This is a genomic window from Enterobacter sp. WCHEn045836 (genome assembly GCF_003965585.1).
Taxonomy (GTDB): Bacteria; Pseudomonadota; Gammaproteobacteria; order Enterobacterales; family Enterobacteriaceae; genus Enterobacter; species Enterobacter dissolvens.
Genome location: NZ_RXPT01000001.1, coordinates 443,188 through 463,835, shown reverse-complemented (window position 1 = coordinate 463,835; position 20,648 = coordinate 443,188). Strand labels below are relative to the sequence as shown.

Annotated in this window: 13 protein-coding genes and 1 pseudogene; 10 read left to right on the top strand and 4 right to left on the bottom strand. The window is 57.0% G+C overall.

Annotated elements, in window-relative coordinates:
• Nucleotides 1–5: 5 nt before the first annotated feature.
• Entirely contained in the window at nucleotides 6–782 is a 777-nt protein-coding gene (gene sseB / locus EKN38_RS02100) for an enhanced serine sensitivity protein SseB (protein WP_014832902.1), read from the top strand.
• Nucleotides 783–799: 17 nt separating this feature from the next.
• Here the strand turns inward: sseB and EKN38_RS02095 are convergent, their stop codons facing one another.
• The 4 genes from EKN38_RS02095 to EKN38_RS02080 form a co-directional block, all read right to left on the bottom strand.
• A complete protein-coding gene (locus EKN38_RS02095; protein ID WP_013098289.1) occupies nucleotides 800–1,570 on the bottom strand; it encodes a MurR/RpiR family transcriptional regulator in 771 nt (256 codons plus the stop codon).
• Nucleotides 1,570–2,415: a 3-mercaptopyruvate sulfurtransferase gene (sseA, locus tag EKN38_RS02090; RefSeq protein WP_014832901.1), complete on the bottom strand. Its 846-nt coding sequence runs from the start codon at nucleotides 2,413–2,415 to the stop codon at nucleotides 1,570–1,572. The genes EKN38_RS02095 and sseA overlap by 1 nt, the downstream gene beginning before the upstream one ends.
• 90 nt (nucleotides 2,416–2,505) lie before the next feature.
• Nucleotides 2,506–3,873: a 6-phospho-alpha-glucosidase gene (locus tag EKN38_RS02085; RefSeq protein ID WP_014832900.1), complete on the bottom strand. Its 1,368-nt coding sequence runs from the start codon at nucleotides 3,871–3,873 to the stop codon at nucleotides 2,506–2,508.
• A gap of 12 nt (nucleotides 3,874–3,885) precedes the next feature.
• Nucleotides 3,886–5,430, bottom strand: coding sequence for a PTS transporter subunit EIIC (locus EKN38_RS02080; protein ID WP_014832899.1), 1,545 nt, complete (start codon nucleotides 5,428–5,430; stop codon nucleotides 3,886–3,888).
• A gap of 274 nt (nucleotides 5,431–5,704) precedes the next feature.
• Between EKN38_RS02080 and EKN38_RS02075 the strand changes: the two genes are divergently transcribed.
• The 9 genes and pseudogenes from EKN38_RS02075 (at nucleotide 5,705) to bamB (ending at nucleotide 20,538) form a co-directional block, all read left to right on the top strand.
• Nucleotides 5,705–10,657: an alpha-2-macroglobulin family protein gene (locus EKN38_RS02075; RefSeq protein WP_014832898.1), complete on the top strand. Its 4,953-nt coding sequence runs from the start codon at nucleotides 5,705–5,707 to the stop codon at nucleotides 10,655–10,657.
• A 1-nt stretch (nucleotide 10,658) separates the two neighbouring features.
• Nucleotides 10,659–12,983 carry a peptidoglycan glycosyltransferase PbpC gene (gene pbpC, locus EKN38_RS02070; protein WP_014832897.1) on the top strand — a complete coding sequence of 775 codons (2,325 nt, stop codon included), beginning with the start codon at nucleotides 10,659–10,661 and terminating at the stop codon, nucleotides 12,981–12,983.
• Nucleotides 12,984–13,140: 157 nt separating this feature from the next.
• Nucleotides 13,141–13,572, top strand: a complete 432-nt coding sequence (ndk, locus tag EKN38_RS02065) for a nucleoside-diphosphate kinase (RefSeq protein ID WP_003860625.1) — start codon at nucleotides 13,141–13,143, stop codon at nucleotides 13,570–13,572.
• A gap of 169 nt (nucleotides 13,573–13,741) precedes the next feature.
• Nucleotides 13,742–14,908, top strand: a pseudogene (locus EKN38_RS02060) (bifunctional tRNA (adenosine(37)-C2)-methyltransferase TrmG/ribosomal RNA large subunit methyltransferase RlmN).
• A gap of 292 nt (nucleotides 14,909–15,200) precedes the next feature.
• The gene (rodZ, locus tag EKN38_RS02055; protein ID WP_014832895.1) at nucleotides 15,201–16,214 is read left to right on the top strand and encodes a cytoskeleton protein RodZ; all 1,014 of its coding nucleotides are present in this window, start codon (nucleotides 15,201–15,203) and stop codon (nucleotides 16,212–16,214) included.
• Between the two features lie 26 nt (nucleotides 16,215–16,240).
• A complete protein-coding gene (ispG, locus tag EKN38_RS02050; protein ID WP_013098277.1) occupies nucleotides 16,241–17,359 on the top strand; it encodes a flavodoxin-dependent (E)-4-hydroxy-3-methylbut-2-enyl-diphosphate synthase in 1,119 nt (372 codons plus the stop codon).
• Nucleotides 17,360–17,440: 81 nt separating this feature from the next.
• Nucleotides 17,441–18,715, top strand: coding sequence for a histidine--tRNA ligase (gene hisS, locus EKN38_RS02045; protein WP_014832894.1), 1,275 nt, complete (start codon nucleotides 17,441–17,443; stop codon nucleotides 18,713–18,715).
• 13 nt (nucleotides 18,716–18,728) lie between these two features.
• Nucleotides 18,729–19,349 carry a YfgM family protein gene (locus tag EKN38_RS02040; protein WP_014832893.1) on the top strand — a complete coding sequence of 207 codons (621 nt, stop codon included), beginning with the start codon at nucleotides 18,729–18,731 and terminating at the stop codon, nucleotides 19,347–19,349.
• Nucleotides 19,350–19,359: 10 nt separating this feature from the next.
• Nucleotides 19,360–20,538 (top strand): outer membrane protein assembly factor BamB, encoded by a 1,179-nt coding sequence (bamB, locus tag EKN38_RS02035; RefSeq protein ID WP_046888208.1) that lies wholly within the window; start codon nucleotides 19,360–19,362, stop codon nucleotides 20,536–20,538.
• Nucleotides 20,539–20,648: the final 110 nt, after the last annotated feature.

Here is a 20,648-nt window from a genome sequence, read left to right as displayed (position 1 = left end):
TTGTTATGTCAGAAACCAAAAACGAATTAGAAACCCTGCTGGAACAGGCGGCGACCGAGCCCGCCCACCGTCCGGCATTTTTCCGCACGCTGCTGGAATCCACCGTCTGGGTGCCAGGAACCGCGGCGGAAGGTGAGCAGGTTGTTGAAGATAGCGCGCTGGATCTGCTGCACTGGGAGAAAGACGACGGTACCTCGGTGATCCCGTTCTTTACCTCGCTGGAAGCGCTGCAGACCGCCGTTGAAGATGAACAGGCGTTCGTGGTGATGCCGGTGCGCACGCTGTTTGAAATGACGCTGGGCCAGACCCTGTTCCTTAACGCGAAACTGCCGACCGGGAAAGAGTTCACGCCGCGTGAAATCAGCCATCTGATTGGTGAAGAGGGTAACCCGCTCAGTATCCAGGAAGTGCTGGAAGGGGGCGAAACGCTGCTGCTCTCTGAAGTGGCCGAACCGCCAGCGCAGATGATCGATTCCCTGACCACGTTGTTCAAAACCCTGAAGCCGGTAAGACGCGCGTTCCTCTGTTCGATTAAAGAGCAAGCGGATGAACAGCCGGTACTGTTGATTGGTATTGAAGCTGACAGCGATATCGACGAGATCATCCAGGCGGCGGGCAGCGTGGCCACCGATACGTTGCCGGGCGATGAGCCAATTGATATCTGCCAGGTGAAGAATGGTGAGAAGGGCATCAGCCACTTTATTACCGAGCACATCACACCGTTCTATGAGCGTCGCTGGGGCGGCTTCCTGCGCGATCTCAAAACCAACCGCATCATCTGATTACAGCGGGGTGACTGTCACCCCGTTGCTTCCAGCAGCAGTAAATCCATCAGCAGTACCAGATTCGATTCAAACGACGTCACCCCTGCGGCTTCCGCGGCGTAATGCACCGCCTCGTCATAGAGAGCGAAGTGCACGTCTGCCATACCCGCCAGCGTATTGGCCGAGGCGCGGGTAAACGCGACAATCGTCATCCCGACGTTTTTGGCGATCCGCGCTTTATCCAGCACCTGCTCTGTTTCGCCGCTGCGCGAGACGGCAATAAATACCTGATAACGGGCGGCGTTGCTGAGGAAAATGTTCCGGCTGTCACCTGGCCCGGAGATAAACGCCGTTTTCCCCAGCACCTGCAGTTTTTTGGTCAGGTATTCGGCAAACAGATAGGAAAACCCGGCACCGTAGAGAAAGAAGCTCTCTTTGTGACGCAGCAGGTCGGCAAACTGCAGACGCTTCTCATCGGTCACCCACTGGAATGTCTGCTGATAGTTGGCAATAAACTGGCTGAACAGCGCAGGCAACTGCGGAAGGGCGTTTCCTTGCGTCGTAATATGCGGCGTGTCGGTGAGGAGCTGTTTGCAGTGCCAGATAAACTCGCTAAACCCGCTGAACCCCAGCTTCTGACACAGCCGCATAATCGTCGCGGTAGAGACAAATGTCGCCTGCGCCAGTTCCCGTACCGTGATGTTGCCCACCAGCAGCGGATGCTCCGTGAGGTGGGCGAGTACGCGATATTCCGCGCGGGTCAGCGATTCCCCGCGCGTTAACAGCGTGGCCAGGCGGTTATCCATTATTTCGCGGGTTCAACCGGCAGATCGTCCCGCGCACCCCACTCACTCCAGGCGCCGTCGTACAGCGTGACGTCGTTTACGCCGAGCGTGGCGAGCGCCAGGATCACCACGCAGGCCGTTACGCCGGAACCGCAGCTGGCGATAATCGGACGGTGTAAATCCACGCCCTGACGATCAAAAATCGCGCGTAGCTCATCGGTGGTTTTCAGCTCGCCTTCAAACACCAGATCGCCCCACGGCACGTTCAACGCCCCCGGAATATGACCACGCTTCAGTCCTGGACGCGGTTCATCCGCTTCAGCGTTAAAACGCGGGGCTGGGCGGGCATCGACGATTTGGGCAGTGTTTTCATGGCTGACGACCAGCACGTCGGTCAGGCGTTTCACCACATTTGCGTCAAACGTCGCGTCAAAATCCCCCTCCGGCAGCGTCACGTCCCCCTGCTGCAGCGGCAGTTCGTCGCGCTTCCAGCCAGCCAGACCCCCCGCCAGAATCGAGACTTTCTCGACGCCGAAGTTTTTCAGCATCCACCACGCGCGCGGGGCAGAGAAGAGGTTACCTTCATCATAAACAACGAGGTGTTTGTCTTTGCTGATGCCCAGCTCGCGCATCGCTACGGAGAAGGCTTCCGGGCGCGGCAGCATGTGCGGCAGAGGGGAGGTGTGATCGGAGAGGGCTTCGATATCAAAAAATACCGCGCCCGGCAGGTGCCCTGCGCGGTATTCACCGGGAACGTCACGATGCTCCTGGCCCGGAGGAGCCATACGCGCGTCAATAATCTGCACTTCAGGATCGTCGCCGTGCTCAATCAGCCAGTCGGCGGCGACAAAATATGAGGTGGACATGGGTTGCCTCCATTCTTTTCCGTAAAAAAGGATTGTCGGTGTTTTTTCTGACACCGACAAGCAAACCACGTTCAACTCGCGAGCAAGCCCCTATTTTTTCACCGCTTCGCCGTTCAGCCAGGCTTTTTGCAGGGCAGGCCAGTACGCGCGGTTAGCCTCGATCATCTCATCCAGAATCGCTTTCGCGTGCTCAATGGTCGGCACGGTGCGGTTCAGGGTAAATGCCTGCAGTGCTTTCTCATAGCTCCCTTCAATAGTTGCTTCCACCAGCAGCTGTTCAGAGGCGAGTTGCTGTTGCAGCAGCGTCTGATGGAACAGCGGCACCTGGCCCACGCGGACAGGCTCTGGCCCCTCGGAGGTGATATAAGCGGGTACCTCGACGACCGCATCGTACGGCAGATTGGTAATTGCCCCGCGGTTTTCCACCATCACCAGATGACGGCTCCGCAGGTTGAAGGCCAGCGAGCAGGCGACATCGACGATAAACTCGCCGTGAACGCCAACGTGGAAGGCATCCGGCAGGATCCCGGTACGCTTATATTCTTCGGCGGCGGCAAACAGCTTTTTCTCACGCCCGTTCATCACTTCATTAGCGCGGGTGTAGTCCGGGTTCTGATGCTCAACAATCTGGTTCGGCATCAGGTAGTACTGCAGATACGGGTTCGGCAGATACTCCGGGAAGTTATCCATGATCGGCTTGATGTTGCGCCAGGTTTTCACCCACGACGGATCGGAGTGCTGTGGGTCGGTTTTGGCGGCATCTTCCGTCAGCAGACCAAACTTCGCGATATGTTTACGCAGCTCCGGCAGCTTGTCCTCGCCGTCCACCCACACACGGGTAAACCAGCCGAAGTGATTCAGCCCAAAGTAGTCCACCTCCAGCTTGTGGCGATCAACCCCCAGAATCGCCCCCATGTTACGCATAGCGGCAACCGGCATATCGCAAATATTCAACACGCGGGCGTTCGGGCGCAGGCGGCGTACCCCTTCCGCGACGATCGCCGCCGGGTTGGAGTAGTTTACGATCCACGCTTTCTCATGCGCATAGCGATCCACCAGATCGATAAGCTCGACCATTGGCAGGATCGTACGCAGCCCGTACGCCAGCCCGCCGGGGCCGCAGGTCTCCTGACCAACCACGCCGTGGCGCAGCGGGATCTTCTCATCCTGCTCGCGCATCTTGTACTGGCCGACGCGCATCTGGGCGAAGACGAAGTGTGCGCCGCTGAAGGCCACTTCCGGGTCATTGGTGACGGTAAATTTGATGCTCTGGCTGTGGTCGCGGATCACTTTTTCCACCACCGGGGCAATCGTGTTCTGACGCGCCTCGTCGATGTCGTAGAGGCGGATTTCGGCCAGCGGGAAGTCCTGCAGACGCACCATCAGGCTTTTCACAATACCTGGCGTGTAGGTGCTACCGCCGCCAGCAATCGACAGAATGAATGGGGGTGTAAACATCTTTAGCTCCTTTCAGAGAAACGTCTCAACGGCTTCTCGCATTTTTTTGACATGCAGCCCGTAGACCACCTGAACGTTGTTACCTTGTTTGATAATCCCTTTCGCGCCGGTCGCTTTCAGCCGCGGCTCATCAATGATGGCGACATCCTTCACCGTCACACGTAAGCGGGTGTAGCAGTTATCCACCACTTCAATATTTTCCCGGCCGCCCAGACCGACGACGATGGATTCACCCAGCCCGTCGTTATTGCCCTTCGCCTGGTACTCCTGTTTGCTGTAAAGGCGCGTCTCCTGGTCCTCATCTTCACGCCCTGGCGTTTTCATGTTGAAACGCAGGATCAGGAAGCGGAACACCACGAAGTAGAGGGCGAACATGATCAGCCCGACCACGATGTACATCGGCCAGTTGGACTTCTCCGTGCCGAGCGGCAGGTTGTAGAGAATAAAATCGATAATCCCGTTAGCGCCGATGGCGTGAACACCCAGCAGGGAGAACAGCATCATCCCGATACCTGTCAGCACCGCGTGCACCACGAACAGCAGCGGGGCGACAAACAGGAAGGAGAACTCAATGGGCTCGGTGACGCCGACCAGCAGCGAAGTGAGCGCCGCCGGGATCAGAATCGCTTTTGCTGCCGCTTTACGCTCCGGCTTTGCGGTCATGTACATCGCCAGCGCCGCCGCCGGCAGGCCAAACATCTTGCTGATGCCGCGCGCATCCCATACCACCGTGCTGCTGAGCTGTTTCACCTCCGGGCAGGCCATCTCCGCGAAGTAAATGTTGCGCGCGCCCTGATAAAGCGTACCGCACACCTCTTGCGTGCCGCCCAGTTCGGTATACAGGAATGGGGTATAGACCAGATGATGCAGACCGGTGGGCACCAGAATGCGCTCAAGGAAGCCGTAGATCGCCACGCCGAACGGACCGGAACCTTTGATAGCAAGCGCCATTGCGCTAATGCCGTGTTGAGCAAACGGCCACAGCTCGCTCATCACTACGCCGAGCAGCATGGAAACGGGCAGCATCACAATGGCGACAAAACAGTGGCCAGAGTAAATCGCCATCGCACCGTTAAACTGTACGCCGGAGTATTTGTTGTACAGGTATCCGGAAAGCGCGCCGGTCAGGATCCCGGCGAACACGCCCATCTCCAGCACCTGAACGCCCAGCACCATGGTCTGCCCGGCGGCTTTCATCTGTGCTGCGGGTGCCAGTTCGCCCTGAAGCTGTAGCGTAACGTTCATGGCGTTGATAAACACCACAAACGTTACCAGCCCAATCAGCGCCGCATAGCCTTTGTCCCGTGTTGCCAGACCAATCGGGATGCCGACGGCAAACACCAGGGCCAGGTTAACCAGCACCGACACGGCAGATTTGGCGATCAGCTGGCCGATATTCTGGATCAGCGGATGGCCGAGAAACGGCAGATACTCGGCCAGGTTGCCATTGCCCAGCACATTGCCAAAGGCGATAAACAGACCGACGATCGGTAAAATAAGTACCGGTCCGTACAATGATTTTCCGAAATTTTGTAGGGCGTTCACGGCTCGTTTCATGGCTTTCTCTCTTATTGAACCGCGCACTCGGGGTGCGTCTTGAGCTTAAAACTAGCAGGCTCCCGGCGAGCTTATCCAGCTATCTTCTTGTTTTAAAAACAAATGACGTGAAAGGTAACATGTGACGTTTGACGTTGTGATCGGCGTAACATCACCACGTTGACGATGCGAGCCGCCTTCCAGATCCTAAAAATGGACTTTTTGTATTAACGAAACTTGCGGATAATACTTATCCGGAAGACGACCAACAGGCTCCATGGGCCAGGGACAAAGGATGAAACCGTTTCGCTTAGCCGCGCTCTCTCTCGCGCTGCTCACCACGTTTACGCTTGTCGGCTGTGATAACAGCGACGATAAACCTCAGGCTGCGGCTCCCGCGGCATCTACAGCAACCACACCAAAAGCGGCGGAAAAGCCAGACGCTGACAAGCTGGCAAAACTGGCGGCACAAAGTCAGGGCAAAGCGCTCACACTACTTGATGCCTCTGAAGTGCAGCTGGACGGCGCCGCCACGCTGGTGCTGACATTCTCTGTTCCACTGAATCCGGCTCAGGATTTCTCGAAAACCGTGCATGTCGTGGATAAGAAAAGCGGCAAGGTTGACGGGGCGTGGGAACTGGCGTCAAACCTGAAAGAGCTTCGTCTGCGCCATCTGGAGCCTAACCGCAATCTGGTCGTCACCGTGGAACGCGATCTGCAGGCGTTAAACAAAGCGACTTTTGGCATCGACTACGAAAAAGCCCTGACCACCCGGGATGTCGAGCCGACGGTCGGCTTCGCCAGCCGCGGGTCACTGCTGCCGGGTAAGGTGGTGGAAGGTCTGCCGGTCATGGCGCTTAACGTTAACAACGTGGACGTGAATTTCTACCGCGTGAAGCCTGAATCGCTGGCTTCGTTCGTTAGCCAGTGGGAATACCGTAACTCGCTAACCAACTGGGAGTCTGACAATTTATTGAAGATGGCCGAGTTGGTTTATACCGGCCGTTTCGATCTTAACCCGGCGCGCAACACGCGTGAAAAACTGCTGCTGCCGCTGAAAGATATCAAGCCGCTCCAGCAGTCTGGCGTTTATATCGCGGTGATGAATCAGGCAGGGCACTATAACTACAGCAATGCCGCCGCGCTCTTCACCTTAAGCGATATTGGGCTGTCCGCTCACCGTTATCATAACCGTCTCGATATCTTCACCCAGAGCCTGGAAAACGGTGCGGCGCAATCCGGCGTAACCGTCACCCTGTTAAACGATAAAGGACAGGCCCTGGCTGAGGCGAACAGCGATGCCGACGGCCATGCAAAGCTCGAAACTGACAAAGAAGCCGCGCTGCTCCTGGCCAGTAAAGACGGCCAGACCACGCTGCTTGACCTCAAGCTGCCGGCGCTCGATCTGGCGGAGTTCGACATTGCCGGTAGCCCTGGCTACAGCAAACAATTCTTTATGTTTGGCCCGCGTGACCTCTATCGCCCAGGCGAAACGGTGATCCTGAACGGCTTACTGCGTGACAGCGACGGTAAACCGCTGCCCGCTCAGCCGGTGAAGCTGGATGTCCTGCGTCCGGACGGGCAGGTGGCGCGTACCGTCGTCGTCCAGCCGGAGAACGGTCTCTATCGCTTTAACTATCCGCTGGACAGCGGGGCGCAAACCGGCATGTGGCATATCCGCGCCAATACGGGCGATAACCAGCAGCGTCTGTGGGACTTCCACGTCGAAGATTTCATGCCAGAGCGTATGGCGCTGAATCTCAGCGGACAAAAAACGCCGGTTTCACCGCAGGATAACGTCGACTTTAACGTGGTGGGATATTACCTGTACGGCGCACCGGCCAACGGTAATGCCCTGCAGGGGCAGCTCTTTTTGCGTCCACTGCGTGAAGCGGTTCCGGCATTGCCTGGCTTCCAGTTTGGTGATATCGCCGAAGACAACCTGAGTCGCAGCCTGGATGAAGTGCAGCTTACGCTTGATGAACAGGGGCGTGGGCAGGTCTCTACGGAAAGCCAGTGGAAAGAGGTGCACTCTCCGCTTCAGCTGATCCTGCAGGCCAGCCTGCTGGAATCAGGCGGTCGTCCGGTGACGCGTCGTGCTGAACAGGCTATCTGGCCAGCAGCCGAATTACCGGGTATTCGTCCTCAGTTCGCCAGCAAGGCGGTGTATGATTACCGCACCGATACCACCGTTAACCAGCCTATCGTCGATGAAAACGGCAACGCCAGTTTCGACATTGTCTATGCCGATGCCAGCGGGGCGAAAAAGGCTGTGTCCGGGTTACAGGTGCGCCTGATCCGCGAACGCCGAGACTACTACTGGAACTGGTCAGAAAGCGATGGCTGGCAGTCTCAGTTTGATCAAAAAGATCTCATTGAAGGCGAGCAGGAGCTGACCCTCAAGGCCGATGAAACGGGTAAAGTGACTTTCCCGGTAGAGTGGGGCTCCTATCGTCTGGAAGTGAAAGCGCCTGATGACATGGTCAGCAGCGTGCGTTTCTGGGCCGGGTACAGCTGGCAGGATAACAGTGACGGCACGGGAGCCGCGCGGCCCGATCGCGTGACCCTGAAACTGGATAAGCCGTCTTACCAGCCGGGTGACACTATCCAGCTGCATATCGCCGCACCGGCGGCGGGTAAAGGCTATGCGATGATCGAATCCAGCGAAGGACCGCTGTGGTGGAAAGAGATCGACGTGCCGGCCAACGGGCTGGATCTCTCTATTCCGGTAGACAAAGCATGGAAACGCCACGACCTCTATCTCAGCACGCTGGTGGTTCGTCCTGGCGATAAATCCAAATCCGCCACGCCGAAGCGGGCGGTTGGCCTGCTGCATCTGCCGATGGGGGATGAAAATCGCCGTCTGAATATCGCGCTGGATAACCCGCAAAAAATGCGCCCGAACCAGACGCTTTCTGTGAAGGTAAAAGCCAGCGTGAAAGAGGGCCCGGTACCACAAAAAGTGAACGTGCTGGTCTCCGCGGTGGATAGCGGCGTGCTGAACATTACCGATTACGTCACGCCGGATCCCTGGCAGGCCTTCTTTGGTCAGAAGCGCTATGGCGCGGATATCTACGATATCTACGGCCAGGTGATTGAAGGCCAGGGACGTATGGCCGCGCTGCGTTTTGGTGGTGACGGCGATGAGCTTAAACGCGGCGGTAAGCCACCGGTGAACCATGTCACCATTATCGCCCAGCAGGCACAGCCAGTGACGCTTGATGCGAATGGTGAAGGGTCCATCACCCTGCCAATTGGAGACTTTAACGGCGAGTTGCGTCTGATGGCGCAGGCCTGGACGGAAGAGGATTTCGGCAGCAGCGAAAGCAAAGTGATTGTGGCCGCGCCGGTCATTACCGAACTGAATACGCCACGCTTCCTGGCAAGCGGCGATACCTCACGGTTGACGCTGGATCTCACCAACCTGACCGATCGGCCGCAAACGCTCAATGTGGCCTTAACCGCGACCGGCAAGCTGTCGCTCGAAGGGGCGCAGCCGCAGCCTGTCAAACTGCCACCGGGTGCGCGTAGCACGCTGTTTATTCCGGTGCGTGCACTGGACGGTTACGGTGACGGCGAAGTGACGGCGCAGGTAACAGGGCTTCAGCTGCCTGGCGAGACCTTCGCTTTGCAGCAGAAGAGCTGGAAAATCGGCGTCCGTCCTGCGTTCCCGGCGCAGACGGTGAATACCGGGGCCATGCTGAACCCGGGTGAGTCCTGGACTGCGCCAGGGCAGCATATCAACGGCTTCTCTCCCGCTACATTGCAGGGACAACTGCTGCTTAGCGGCAAACCGCCGCTTAATCTGGCGCGCTATATCCGTGAGCTGCAGGCATATCCTTATGGCTGTCTTGAACAAACCACCAGTGGCCTGTTCCCGTCGCTCTATACCAACGCGTCACAGCTGAAGGCGCTTGGCATTAAAGGCGACACGGACGACAAGCGTCGTGCTGCCATTGATATTGGCATCTCCCGCCTGCTGCAGATGCAGCGTGACGACGGTGGTTTTGCGCTCTGGGATAAAAACGGTCCCGAAGAGTACTGGCTGACTGCCTATGTCACTGACTTCCTAGTGCGTGCCGGTGAACAGGGCTACAGCGTGCCGACGGATGCGGTCAATAATGCCAATAGCCGACTGCTCCGCTACCTGCAGGATCCGGGCATGATGTCCATCCGCTACAGCGACGACACCCAGGCCAGCAAATTTGCCGTGCAGGCCTATGCTGCACTGGTACTGGCGCGCCAGCAAAAAGCCCCGCTGGGGGCGTTGCGTGAAATCTGGGAGCGTCACGGACAGGCGGCTTCGGGTCTGCCGCTGATGCAGCTCGGTATGGCACTGAAACTGATGGGGGATGCCCCGCGCAGCCAGCAGGCGCTGGATCTGGCCCTTAAAACGCCGCGCAATGACAGCAGAAACTGGATGGCGGATTATGGCAGCCAGCTTCGCGATAACGCGCTGATGCTCTCCCTTCTGGAGGAGTACAAGCTGCTGCCGGATGCGCAAAATACGCTGCTGAATGCTCTGTCTGAACAGGCCTTCAGCCAGCGCTGGCTGTCAACACAGGAGAGTAACGCGCTGTTCCTGGCCGGACGTTCGCTGCAGACTCTGTCCGGAGCATGGCAGGCGGAAACCTCACTTTCGGGTACCGCATTGAGCGGTGACAAGGCGCTGGTGCAGAATATGAATGGCGATCAGCTTGGTGCGCTGCAGGTCACCAACACCGGCACGGCACCGCTGTGGGTGCGTCTGGATAGCACCGGTTACCCGGACTCAGCCCCTCAGCCATCCTCGAATGTGCTGCAGATTGAACGCCATATTCTGGCAACCGACGGCAGTTCGAAATCGCTCTCTTCGCTGAAGAGCGGTGAGCTGGTGCTGGTATGGCTGGAAGTGAAAGCCAGCCAGAACGTGCCAGATGCGCTGGTGGTGGATCTCCTCCCGGCGGGTCTGGAGCTGGAGAACCAGAACCTGGCGAGCAGCAGCGCCAGCCTGCAGGACAGCGGCAGCGAAGTGCAGAACCTGCTTAGCCAGATGCAGCAGGCGGATATTCAGCATATGGAGTTCCGCGACGACCGCTTTGTGGCCGCCGTGCCGGTTAACGAAGGGCAGCCGGTTACGCTGGTTTATCTGGCGCGCGCCGTGACGCCGGGAACGTATCAGGTACCGGTGCCGCTGGTGGAGTCCATGTATGTTCCGCAGTGGCGGGCAACGGGTGCGGCCAGTGGCCCGCTGATTGTTGTACCGTAATATGTCAGTTGCACGTCTGATACGCTCCCGCTGGCTGTGGCTGGCGGGGGCGCTTCTCATTTTAGGGGGGCTGATTGTCGCCGCCGACCGCCTCTGGCCGTTGCCGCTGAAAGAGGTTAACCCCGCCCGGGTGGTGGTGGATGAGAAGGGCACGCCGCTCTGGCGTTTTGCCGACAACGACGGGATCTGGCGCTATCCGGTCACGATTGAAGAGGTCTCTCCCCGCTATCTTGAGGCCCTGATCCAGTATGAAGATCGCTGGTTCTGGGAGCATCCAGGCGTGAATCCTTTCTCTGTGCTGCGCGCCGCCTGGCAGGATCTGACGTCCGGTAAGGTGGTCTCCGGCGGCAGCACGCTGACCATGCAGGTCGCGCGTCTGCTGGATCCGCATCCGCGCACCTTTGGCGGAAAAATTCGTCAGCTCTGGCGGGCGATGCAGCTTGAATGGCACCTCTCCAAGCGCGAGATCCTCACGCTCTATCTTAACCGGGCCCCGTTTGGTGGCACGCTCCAGGGGATAGGTGCCGCAAGCTGGACCTACCTGGGGAAACCGCCGTCACAGCTCAGCTATTCCGAAGCGGCCCTGCTGGCGGTGTTACCCCAGGCCCCCAGCCGTTTACGTCCCGACCGCTGGCCGGCGCGCGCGGAAGCAGCGCGCAACAAAGTGCTCGATCGGATGGTGACACAGGGCGTCTGGTCAGCCCGACAGGTTAACGAATCCCGTGAGGAGCCGGTATGGCTGGCTCCCCGGCAGATGCCTCAGCTGGCGCCGCTCTTCGCACGCATGATGCTGGGGAAAAGCCGTGATACCAAAATTGTCACCACTCTGGATGCCGCCTTACAACGGCAGCTGGAAGAGCTGGCAATGAACTGGAAATCCCGCCTGCCGGCGCGCAGTTCACTGGCGATGATCGTTGTGGATCATACTACTATGAAGGTGCGCGGTTGGGTCGGTTCGGTGGATATTAATGATGACACCCGCTTTAGCCATGTGGATATGGTGAATGCGATCCGATCCCCGGGATCGGTACTGAAACCTTTTATCTACGGTATGGCGCTCGACGATGGTCTGATCCATCCCGCCTCACTGCTTCAGGATGTCCCCAGGAAAACCGGTGATTATCGTCCCGGTAATTTTGACAGCGGATTTCATGGACCGGTGAGTATGAGCGAAGCGCTGGTGCGCTCTCTCAACCTGCCTGCCGTGCAGGTGCTGGAGGTCTACGGGCCAAAGCGTTTTGCAGGCATGCTGAGCAATGCAGGGTTGCCGCTTATTTTGCCTGCGGGCGCGCAGCCAAATCTGTCGCTGATCCTGGGCGGGGCAGGGGCGCGGCTGGCAGACATTACGGCTGCCTACAGCGCCTTTGCCCGGCACGGTAAAGCGGGAAGGCTGCGGTTACAGCCAGGTGATGCGCTGGTTGAGCGTCCGCTGTTGTCACCTGGCTCGGCCTGGATTATCCGCCGTATTCTGGCGAATGAGGCCCAACCGTTACCGGATAACGCACTGCCGCAGGTTGCGCCGCTGGCGTGGAAAACGGGCACCAGCTACGGCTATCGCGATGCCTGGGCCATTGGCCTGAATGCGCGTTACGTGATTGGCATCTGGACCGGAAGGCCGGACGGCACGCCCGTGGCCGGGCAGTTTGGTTTTGCCAGTGCCGTGCCGCTGTTAAATCAGGTGAATAACCTGCTTCAGTCGCGCTCAACAATAGACGAAGCGCGCCTGCCACGTGACCCGCGTCCGGAAAGCGTCGGGCGGGGCGTGATCTGCTGGCCTGGCGGGCAGTCGTTGCCGGAGGGCAGTGAAAACTGTCGGCGGCGCCTGTCGACCTGGCTGCTGGAAGGAAGTGAGCCGCCGACGCTGTTGCTGCCCGAGCAGGAGGGGATCCGCGGGATCCGTTTCCCGGTCTGGCTGGATAAAACCGGCAAACGCGTTGCGGCAGATTGCCCGGATGCCACAGAGAAGGTGCTGGATGTCTGGCCGTTACCGCTTGAGCCATGGCTGCCTGCCCCGGAGCGTCGTGCGGTCAGGGTGCCTCCCTCTTCAGCAACGTGTCCGCCGTTGTCGCAGGATGCACCTGCACCGCTCATGTTGACTGGCGTGCGTGAGGGAGCCGTTATCAAACGGCTGCCCGGTGAGTCTCGCGTTTCGTTGCCGCTTCAGGCGACCGGTAACAGCGGTGAGCGCTGGTGGTTTTTAAACGGAGAGCCGCTGAGTGTGAAAGGAAGAATCTATACATTACAGCTTGATAAAGCGGGCGATTATCAGTTGCTGGTCATGGATGAAATGGGTCAGGTGGCGACGGTGAATTTTACGCTGCAGTAACGGTAAAAGCGGCCTCAGATGTGAGCTGTTGCTAAAACTCGTCTTATTTTAAAAAAATGTTACCCGAATCCATAGGCAATGGCGCCATTGCTCATTATAATCCGCGCCACACCATACTCAGGTATGCAAAACAACAGAACATTTTACAGAGGTTATCATGGCTATTGAACGTACTTTTTCCATCATCAAACCAAACGCGGTGGCAAAAAACGTTATTGGCAGCATCTTCGCGCGTTTCGAATCTGCAGGGTTCAAAATTGTTGGCACCAAAATGCTGCACCTGACCGTTGAGCAGGCGCGTGGTTTCTACGCTGAGCACGAAGGTCGCCCATTCTTTGACGGTCTGGTTGAATTCATGACTTCCGGTCCGATCGTCGTATCCGTACTGGAAGGCGAAAATGCGGTACAGCGTCACCGTGACCTGCTGGGTGCAACCAACCCGGATAACGCGCTGGCTGGTACGCTGCGCGCTGATTACGCTGACAGCTTCACTGAGAACGGCACCCACGGTTCTGACTCTGTTGAATCTGCTGCGCGCGAAATCGCGTTCTTCTTCGCAGAAGGCGAAGTGTGTCCACGTACCCGTTAATTTAACGGTTTCGTTTACACATTATTTTCGTAAATGCCACGTGCAAACGTGGCATCCCTGCGCCAGACTTTGTACAATGCAACGCCCCGGACGAGCAGAACGCTTTCCGGGGCGTTTCTTTTCAACCCTCCATGGGCCATAACGTGTAACAACGAGGCCGGAAAATATTATGTCTGAATTAGTGAATACCTCCGAAGTCGCCACGCCTGCGGTTCCAAATAAAAATGGAAAAATCAACCTGCTGGATCTGAACCGTCAGCAGATGCGCGAGTTCTTTAAAGAGATGGGCGAGAAGCCGTTTCGTGCCGATCAGGTCATGAAATGGATGTACCACTATTGCAGCGACAACTTTGATGACATGACGGACATCAACAAAGTGCTGCGTAACAAGCTCAAAGAAGTGGCTGAAATCCGCGCACCGGAAGTGGTGGAAGAACAGCGCTCGTCAGATGGCACTATCAAATGGGCGATTGCCGTTGGCGATCAGCGCGTTTAAACTGTCTATATCCCGGAAGAGGATCGCGCCACGCTGTGCGTCTCTTCTCAGGTTGGGTGTGCGCTGGAGTGCAAATTCTGCTCTACCGCGCAGCAAGGTTTTAACCGCAACCTGCGTGTATCTGAAATCATTGGCCAGGTCTGGCGTGCCGCGAAAATCGTCGGCGCGGCGAAAGTGACCGGTACCCGGCCCATCACCAACGTGGTGATGATGGGGATGGGTGAACCGCTGCTGAACCTGACCAACGTGGTTCCGGCGATGGAAATCATGCTGGACGATTTCGGTTTTGGCCTCTCCAAGCGCCGCGTGACGCTCTCTACCTCCGGCGTGGTTCCGGCACTGGATAAGCTTGGCGACATGATTGACGTGGCGCTGGCGATCTCCCTCCATGCGCCAAACGACGAAATTCGTGACGAAATTGTGCCGATCAACAAAAAGTACAATATCGAAACCTTCCTTGCGGCGGTGCGTCGCTACCTGGAAAAATCCAACGCTAACCAGGGCCGCGTAACCATCGAGTACGTGATGCTCGATCACGTGAACGACGGTACCGAGCACGCGCATCAGCTGGCTGAACTGCTGAAAGACACGCCGTGCAAAATCAACCTGATCCCATGGAACCCGTTCCCGGGCGCGCCGTATGGCCGCAGTTCGAACAGCCGTATCGACCGTTTCTCGAAAGTGTTGATGGAGTACGGATTCACCACCATCGTGCGTAAAACCCGTGGTGATGATATCGATGCCGCATGCGGACAGCTGGCGGGTGATGTGATTGACCGAACCAAACGTACCTTGCGTAAACGCATGCAGGGCGAGACGATTGCGGTCAAAGCTGTTTGATTATTATGCAATCACGGCGCATTATTGCGCCGTGAAGCATAATCTTACTGAATAATCAGTCAGATTCGTGATGACTGAGTAATAATTACGGTGCGTTTCATACGACTTTCGGGCAGTATGTAACGACGTAACAACAGTTTAGCTTCACGGGCAGGGCTGCACTGTCATCTCCGGGCTGACAGTCTTATACTGACTGTTCAAGGTTAACTGACCAGAAGTTTCGCGGTGCGGGTGGCATTGTGACTCACCGGCACCTGAACCCTTATTTTTCACGTACCAGTAGTTGTAGCGAATGAATACTGAAGCCACTCACGACCAACATGAAGCACTCTCCACTGGCGTTCGTCTTCGCAACGCCCGTGAACAACTCGGACTCAGCCAGCAAGCCGTTGCAGAACGCTTGTGCCTGAAGGTTTCCACGGTTCGCGATATTGAAGAAGATAAGGCGCCTGCCGATCTGGCTTCAACGTTCTTGCGCGGGTATATCCGCTCTTACGCAAAACTGGTGCATATCCCCGAAGACGAATTACTGCCGATGATGGAGAAGCAGGCACCGGTGCGTGCAGCAAAAGTTGCGCCGATGCAAACTTTCTCCCTGGGGAAACGTCGTAAAAAACGTGATGGCTGGCTGATGAGCTTCACCTGGCTGGTGCTGTTTGTGGTTGTCGGCCTGACCGGCGCGTGGTGGTGGCAAAACCACAAGGCGCAGCAGGAAGAGATCACCACAATGGCCGATCAATCCTCCGCGGAACTTAACCAGGCCGGAAACGGCAACGCGCAGAGCGTTCCACTGAGCACCGACGGCGCGGCAACGACCAGCGAACCACAAACCGCGACGACCGATACGCCAGCACCGGACGCGACGCAGGCTCCAGCAGCAACGGCCAACACGCCAGCGCCTCAGACTCAGGCTCCGACTCAGGATCAAAACGCGGTGGTTGCACCGTCTCAGGCTCCTGTGGATACCGCAACGAACGCACCGGCGGCCAACAGCACGGCACCACTGCCGACTGACCAGGCGGGCGTGGCAACGCCAGCGGCGGATCCAAACGCGCTGGTGATGAATTTCACTGCTGACTGCTGGTTAGAAGTCACTGACGCAACAGGTAAAAAACTGTTTAGCGGTCTGCAGCGTAAAGATGGCACGTTAAACCTAACCGGCCAGGCTCCGTATAAACTTAAAATCGGCGCTCCGGCAGCGGTACAGATCCAGTATCAAGGAAAACCTGTCGATCTGAGCCGCTTTATCAGAACTAACCAGGTTGCACGTCTTACCGTTAATGCCGAACAATCAGCAGCACAGTAACAGACGGGCTACGCGGGAGATTTTTCATGCATAACCAGGCTCCGATTCAACGTAGAAAATCGAAACGGATTTACGTTGGGAATGTGCCAATCGGCGATGGTGCCCCTATCGCCGTCCAGTCGATGACCAATACGCGCACCACGGACGTGGAAGCGACGGTCAACCAAATCAAAGCATTAGAACGCGTAGGCGCGGACATCGTTCGCGTCTCCGTGCCGACAATGGACGCCGCTGAGGCGTTCAAACTGATCAAACAGCAGGTCAGTGTTCCGCTGGTAGCAGATATCCACTTCGACTACCGCATTGCGCTGAAAGTCGCCGAATACGGCGTCGACTGCCTGCGTATTAACCCAGGCAACATCGGTAACGAAGAGCGTATCCGCATGGTGGTGGACTGCGCCCGCGATAAGAACATCCCCATCCGTATCGGCGTGAACGCCGGTTCACTGGAAAAAGATCTGCAGGAAAAGTACGGCGAACCCACGCCGCAGGCGCTGCTTGAATCCGCAATGCGTCACGTTGATCATCTGGATCGTCTTAACTTCGATCAGTTCAAAGTCAGCGTAAAAGCCTCCGACGTCTTCCTGGCGGTAGAGTCTTATCGTCTGCTGGCAAAACAGATCGATCAGCCTTTGCACCTTGGGATCACCGAAGCGGGTGGCCTGCGCAGTGGCTCCGTCAAGTCAGCCATCGGCCTGGGTCTGCTGCTCTCGGAAGGGATCGGCGATACCCTGCGCGTTTCGCTGGCGGCCGATCCGGTCGAAGAGATCAAAGTCGGCTTTGACATTCTGAAATCGCTGCGTATCCGTGCGCGTGGGATCAACTTCATCGCCTGCCCAACCTGTTCACGTCAGGAGTTTGACGTTATCGGAACCGTGAATGCCCTGGAGCAGCGTCTTGAAGACATCATCACCCCAATGGACGTCTCCATCATCGGTTGTGTGGTGAATGGCCCGGGTGAAGCGCTGGTGTCAACGCTGGGCGTCACCGGCGGTAACAAGAAAAGTGGTCTCTATGAAGATGGCGTTCGTAAAGATCGTCTGGATAATAGTGATATGATCGACCAGCTTGAAGCGCGCATTCGTGCCAAAGCGTCGATGATGGACGAAGCGCAGCGCATCAGCGTTCAGCAGGTTGAAAAATAACGTGATGGGAAGCGAAGTGCTTCCCATGTATGATTGAACCCATTCTTTGGGTTCTTTTTTGTATATAGAAAGAGAATAAACGTGGCAAAAAACATTCAAGCCATCCGCGGCATGAACGATTATCTGCCTGGCGAAACCGCCATCTGGCAGCGCATTGAAGGCACATTGAAGCAGGTGCTCGGCAGCTACGGTTACAGCGAAATCCGTTTGCCGATTGTAGAGCAGACCCCGTTATTCAAACGCGCGATCGGTGAAGTGACCGACGTGGTTGAAAAAGAGATGTATACCTTTGAGGACCGCAACGGCGACAGCCTGACGCTGCGTCCGGAAGGTACGGCGGGCTGTGTACGCGCCGGCATCGAACATGGTCTCCTGTACAATCAGGAGCAGCGCCTGTGGTATATCGGCCCGATGTTCCGCCACGAACGTCCACAGAAAGGTCGTTATCGCCAGTTCAACCAGCTGGGTGTAGAGGTGTTTGGTCTGCAAGGACCCGACATTGACGCTGAGCTGATTATGCTGACCGCCCGCTGGTGGCGCGCGCTGGGTATCTCTGAGCATGTTTCACTGGAGCTGAACTCTATCGGTTCTCTGGAAGCTCGTGCGAATTACCGCGACGCGCTGGTGGCGTTCCTTGAAGAGCACAAAGAGAAGCTGGACGAAGACTGCAAACGTCGTATGTACAGCAACCCGCTGCGCGTGCTTGATTCCAAAAACCCGGATGTGCAGGCGCTGCTGAATGACGCCCCTGCATTGGGCGACTATCTGGACGACGATTCTCGCGAACACTTTGCCGGTCTGTGCAAACTGCTCGAAGCGGCAGGCATTGCCTATACCGTTAATCAGCGCCTGGTACGCGGTCTGGACTACTATAACCGTACCGTGTTTGAGTGGGTTACCACCAGCCTCGGTTCGCAGGGCACCGTGTGTGCAGGCGGCCGTTATGACGGTCTGGTTGAGCAACTTGGCGGTCGTGCCGCGCCTGCGGTTGGCTTCGCGATGGGCCTTGAGCGACTTGTTTTGCTGGTTCAGGCAGTTAATCCGGAATTTAAAGCAGATTCCGTTGTCGATATATACCTGGTGGCCTCAGGCGCGGAAACGCAGTCTGCGGCAATGCAGCTTGCCGAACGCGTGCGTGATGCACTGCCGGACGTGAAGCTGATGACCAACCATGGCGGCGGCAACTTCAAAAAACAGTTTGCTCGTGCCGATAAGTGGGGCGCAAGTATCGCACTGGTGCTGGGTGAGTCCGAAGTGGCTAACGGCGAAGTGGTGGTGAAAGACCTGCGCTCTGGTGAGCAGACAACGGTAACGCAGGACGGCGTTGCGGCGCACTTGCGCACTCTATTGGGCTAAGGAGAAGGACGGCGTGGAAATTTACGAGAACGAACACGACCAGGTCGACGCGATCAAACGCTTCTTTGCTGAAAACGGCAAAGCGCTGGTTGTTGGGGTTATTTTAGGTGTGGGTGCGTTGATTGGCTGGCGCTACTGGAACAATCATCAGGCGGATTCCGCGCGCGGCGCGTCTCTGTCTTATGAAAATACCGTAAGCGCAATTCGTGCCGATCAGCCACAAACGCTGACGGCTGCAGAGAAATTTGCCGCTGACAATAAAAACACCTACGGTGCGCTGGCCGCGCTGGAAGTGGCTCAGCAGTACATTGATAAGAACGAACTGGATAAAGCGGCTGCCCAACTGTCGCAGGGGCTTGCGGCCGCCAGCGATGACAACCTGAAAGCGGTTATCAATCTGCGCCTGGCCCGTATCCAGGTTCAGCAGAAAAAAGCTGATGAAGCGCTGAAAACGCTCGATACCATCAAAGGCGAAGGTTTTGCTGCCATTGTTGCCGATCTGCGCGGTGAAGCACTGCTGAGCAAAGGTGATAAAGCGGGCGCGCGTAAAGCGTGGCAAGCTGGTGTGGATAGCAAAGCGTCACCTGCGCTGAGCGAAATGATGCAGATGAAAATAAATAATTTGTCCGTCTGAGAGGGACCCGATGCAATTGCGTAAATTACTTCTGCCAGGACTGCTTTCTGTTACGTTATTGAGTGGCTGTTCACTGTTCAGTGGCGAAGAAGACGTTGTGAAAATGTCCCCGCTGCCGACCGTTGAAAACCAGTTTACCCCGTCAACCGCGTGGAGCACCTCCGTCGGTGATGGAATTGGTGATTTCTACTCCAACCTGCATCCGGCTTTTGCTGACAGTGTTATCTATGCGGCTGACCGCAAAGGTACCGTAAAAGCGCTTAATGCCGATGACGGGAAGGAAGTGTGGTCCATTAACCTGGCGGAGAAAGACGGCTGGTTCTCCCGTAAACCTGCACTGCTTTCTGGCGGCCTGACCGTTGCCGGTGGCCACGTGTATGTGGGTAGCGAAAAAGCACAGGTCTATGCCCTGAACACCAGCGATGGTTCTGTTGCCTGGCAAACGACGGTTGCCGGTGAGTCGCTGTCTCGTCCGGTGGTGAGCGACGGCCTGGTGCTGATCCACACCAGCAATGGCCAGCTGCAGGCGTTGAATGAAGCCGATGGTCTGGTGAAATGGACCGTAAACCTGGATATGCCATCACTTTCCCTGCGCGGTGAATCTGCCCCGGCGACAGCCTTTGGTGCAGCCATTGTGGGGGGGGATAACGGTCGCGTGAGCGCGGTACTGATGCAGCAAGGTCAGATGATCTGGCAGCAGCGTATCTCTCAGGCGACGGGGTCAACTGAAATTGACCGTCTGAACGACGTCGACACGACGCCAGTCATCGTGAATGGTGTGGTTTACGCGCTGGCGTACAACGGCAACCTGACCGCGCTGGATCTGCGTAGTGGCCAGATCATGTGGAAACGTGAACTGGGCTCAGTGAATGATTTCATTGTTGATGGTAACCGTATCTATATGGTTGACCAGAACGACCGTCTGCTGGCGCTGAGCACCGATGGCGGCGTGACGCTGTGGACGCAAAGCGATCTGCTGCACCGTCTGTTGACCGCTCCGGCACTGTACAACGGTAGCCTGGTGGTGGGAGATAGCGAAGGCTATATGCACTGGATCGATCCGGAGACGGGTCGCTTTACTGCGCAGCAAAAAGTCGACGGCTCTGGCTTCCTCACCGACCCGGTTGTGGCTGACGGCAAACTGCTGATTCAGGCAAAAGACGGCACGCTGTACGCGATCACGCGTTAATTACCCGGCGGTTGTAGTATACTAAACGGCTCCTGTTCACTCAGGAGCCGTTTTGACATTTTTAAAAACGCCGCGAAAGCGACGTTATTTTGAATTTTATGAGGCTTCAA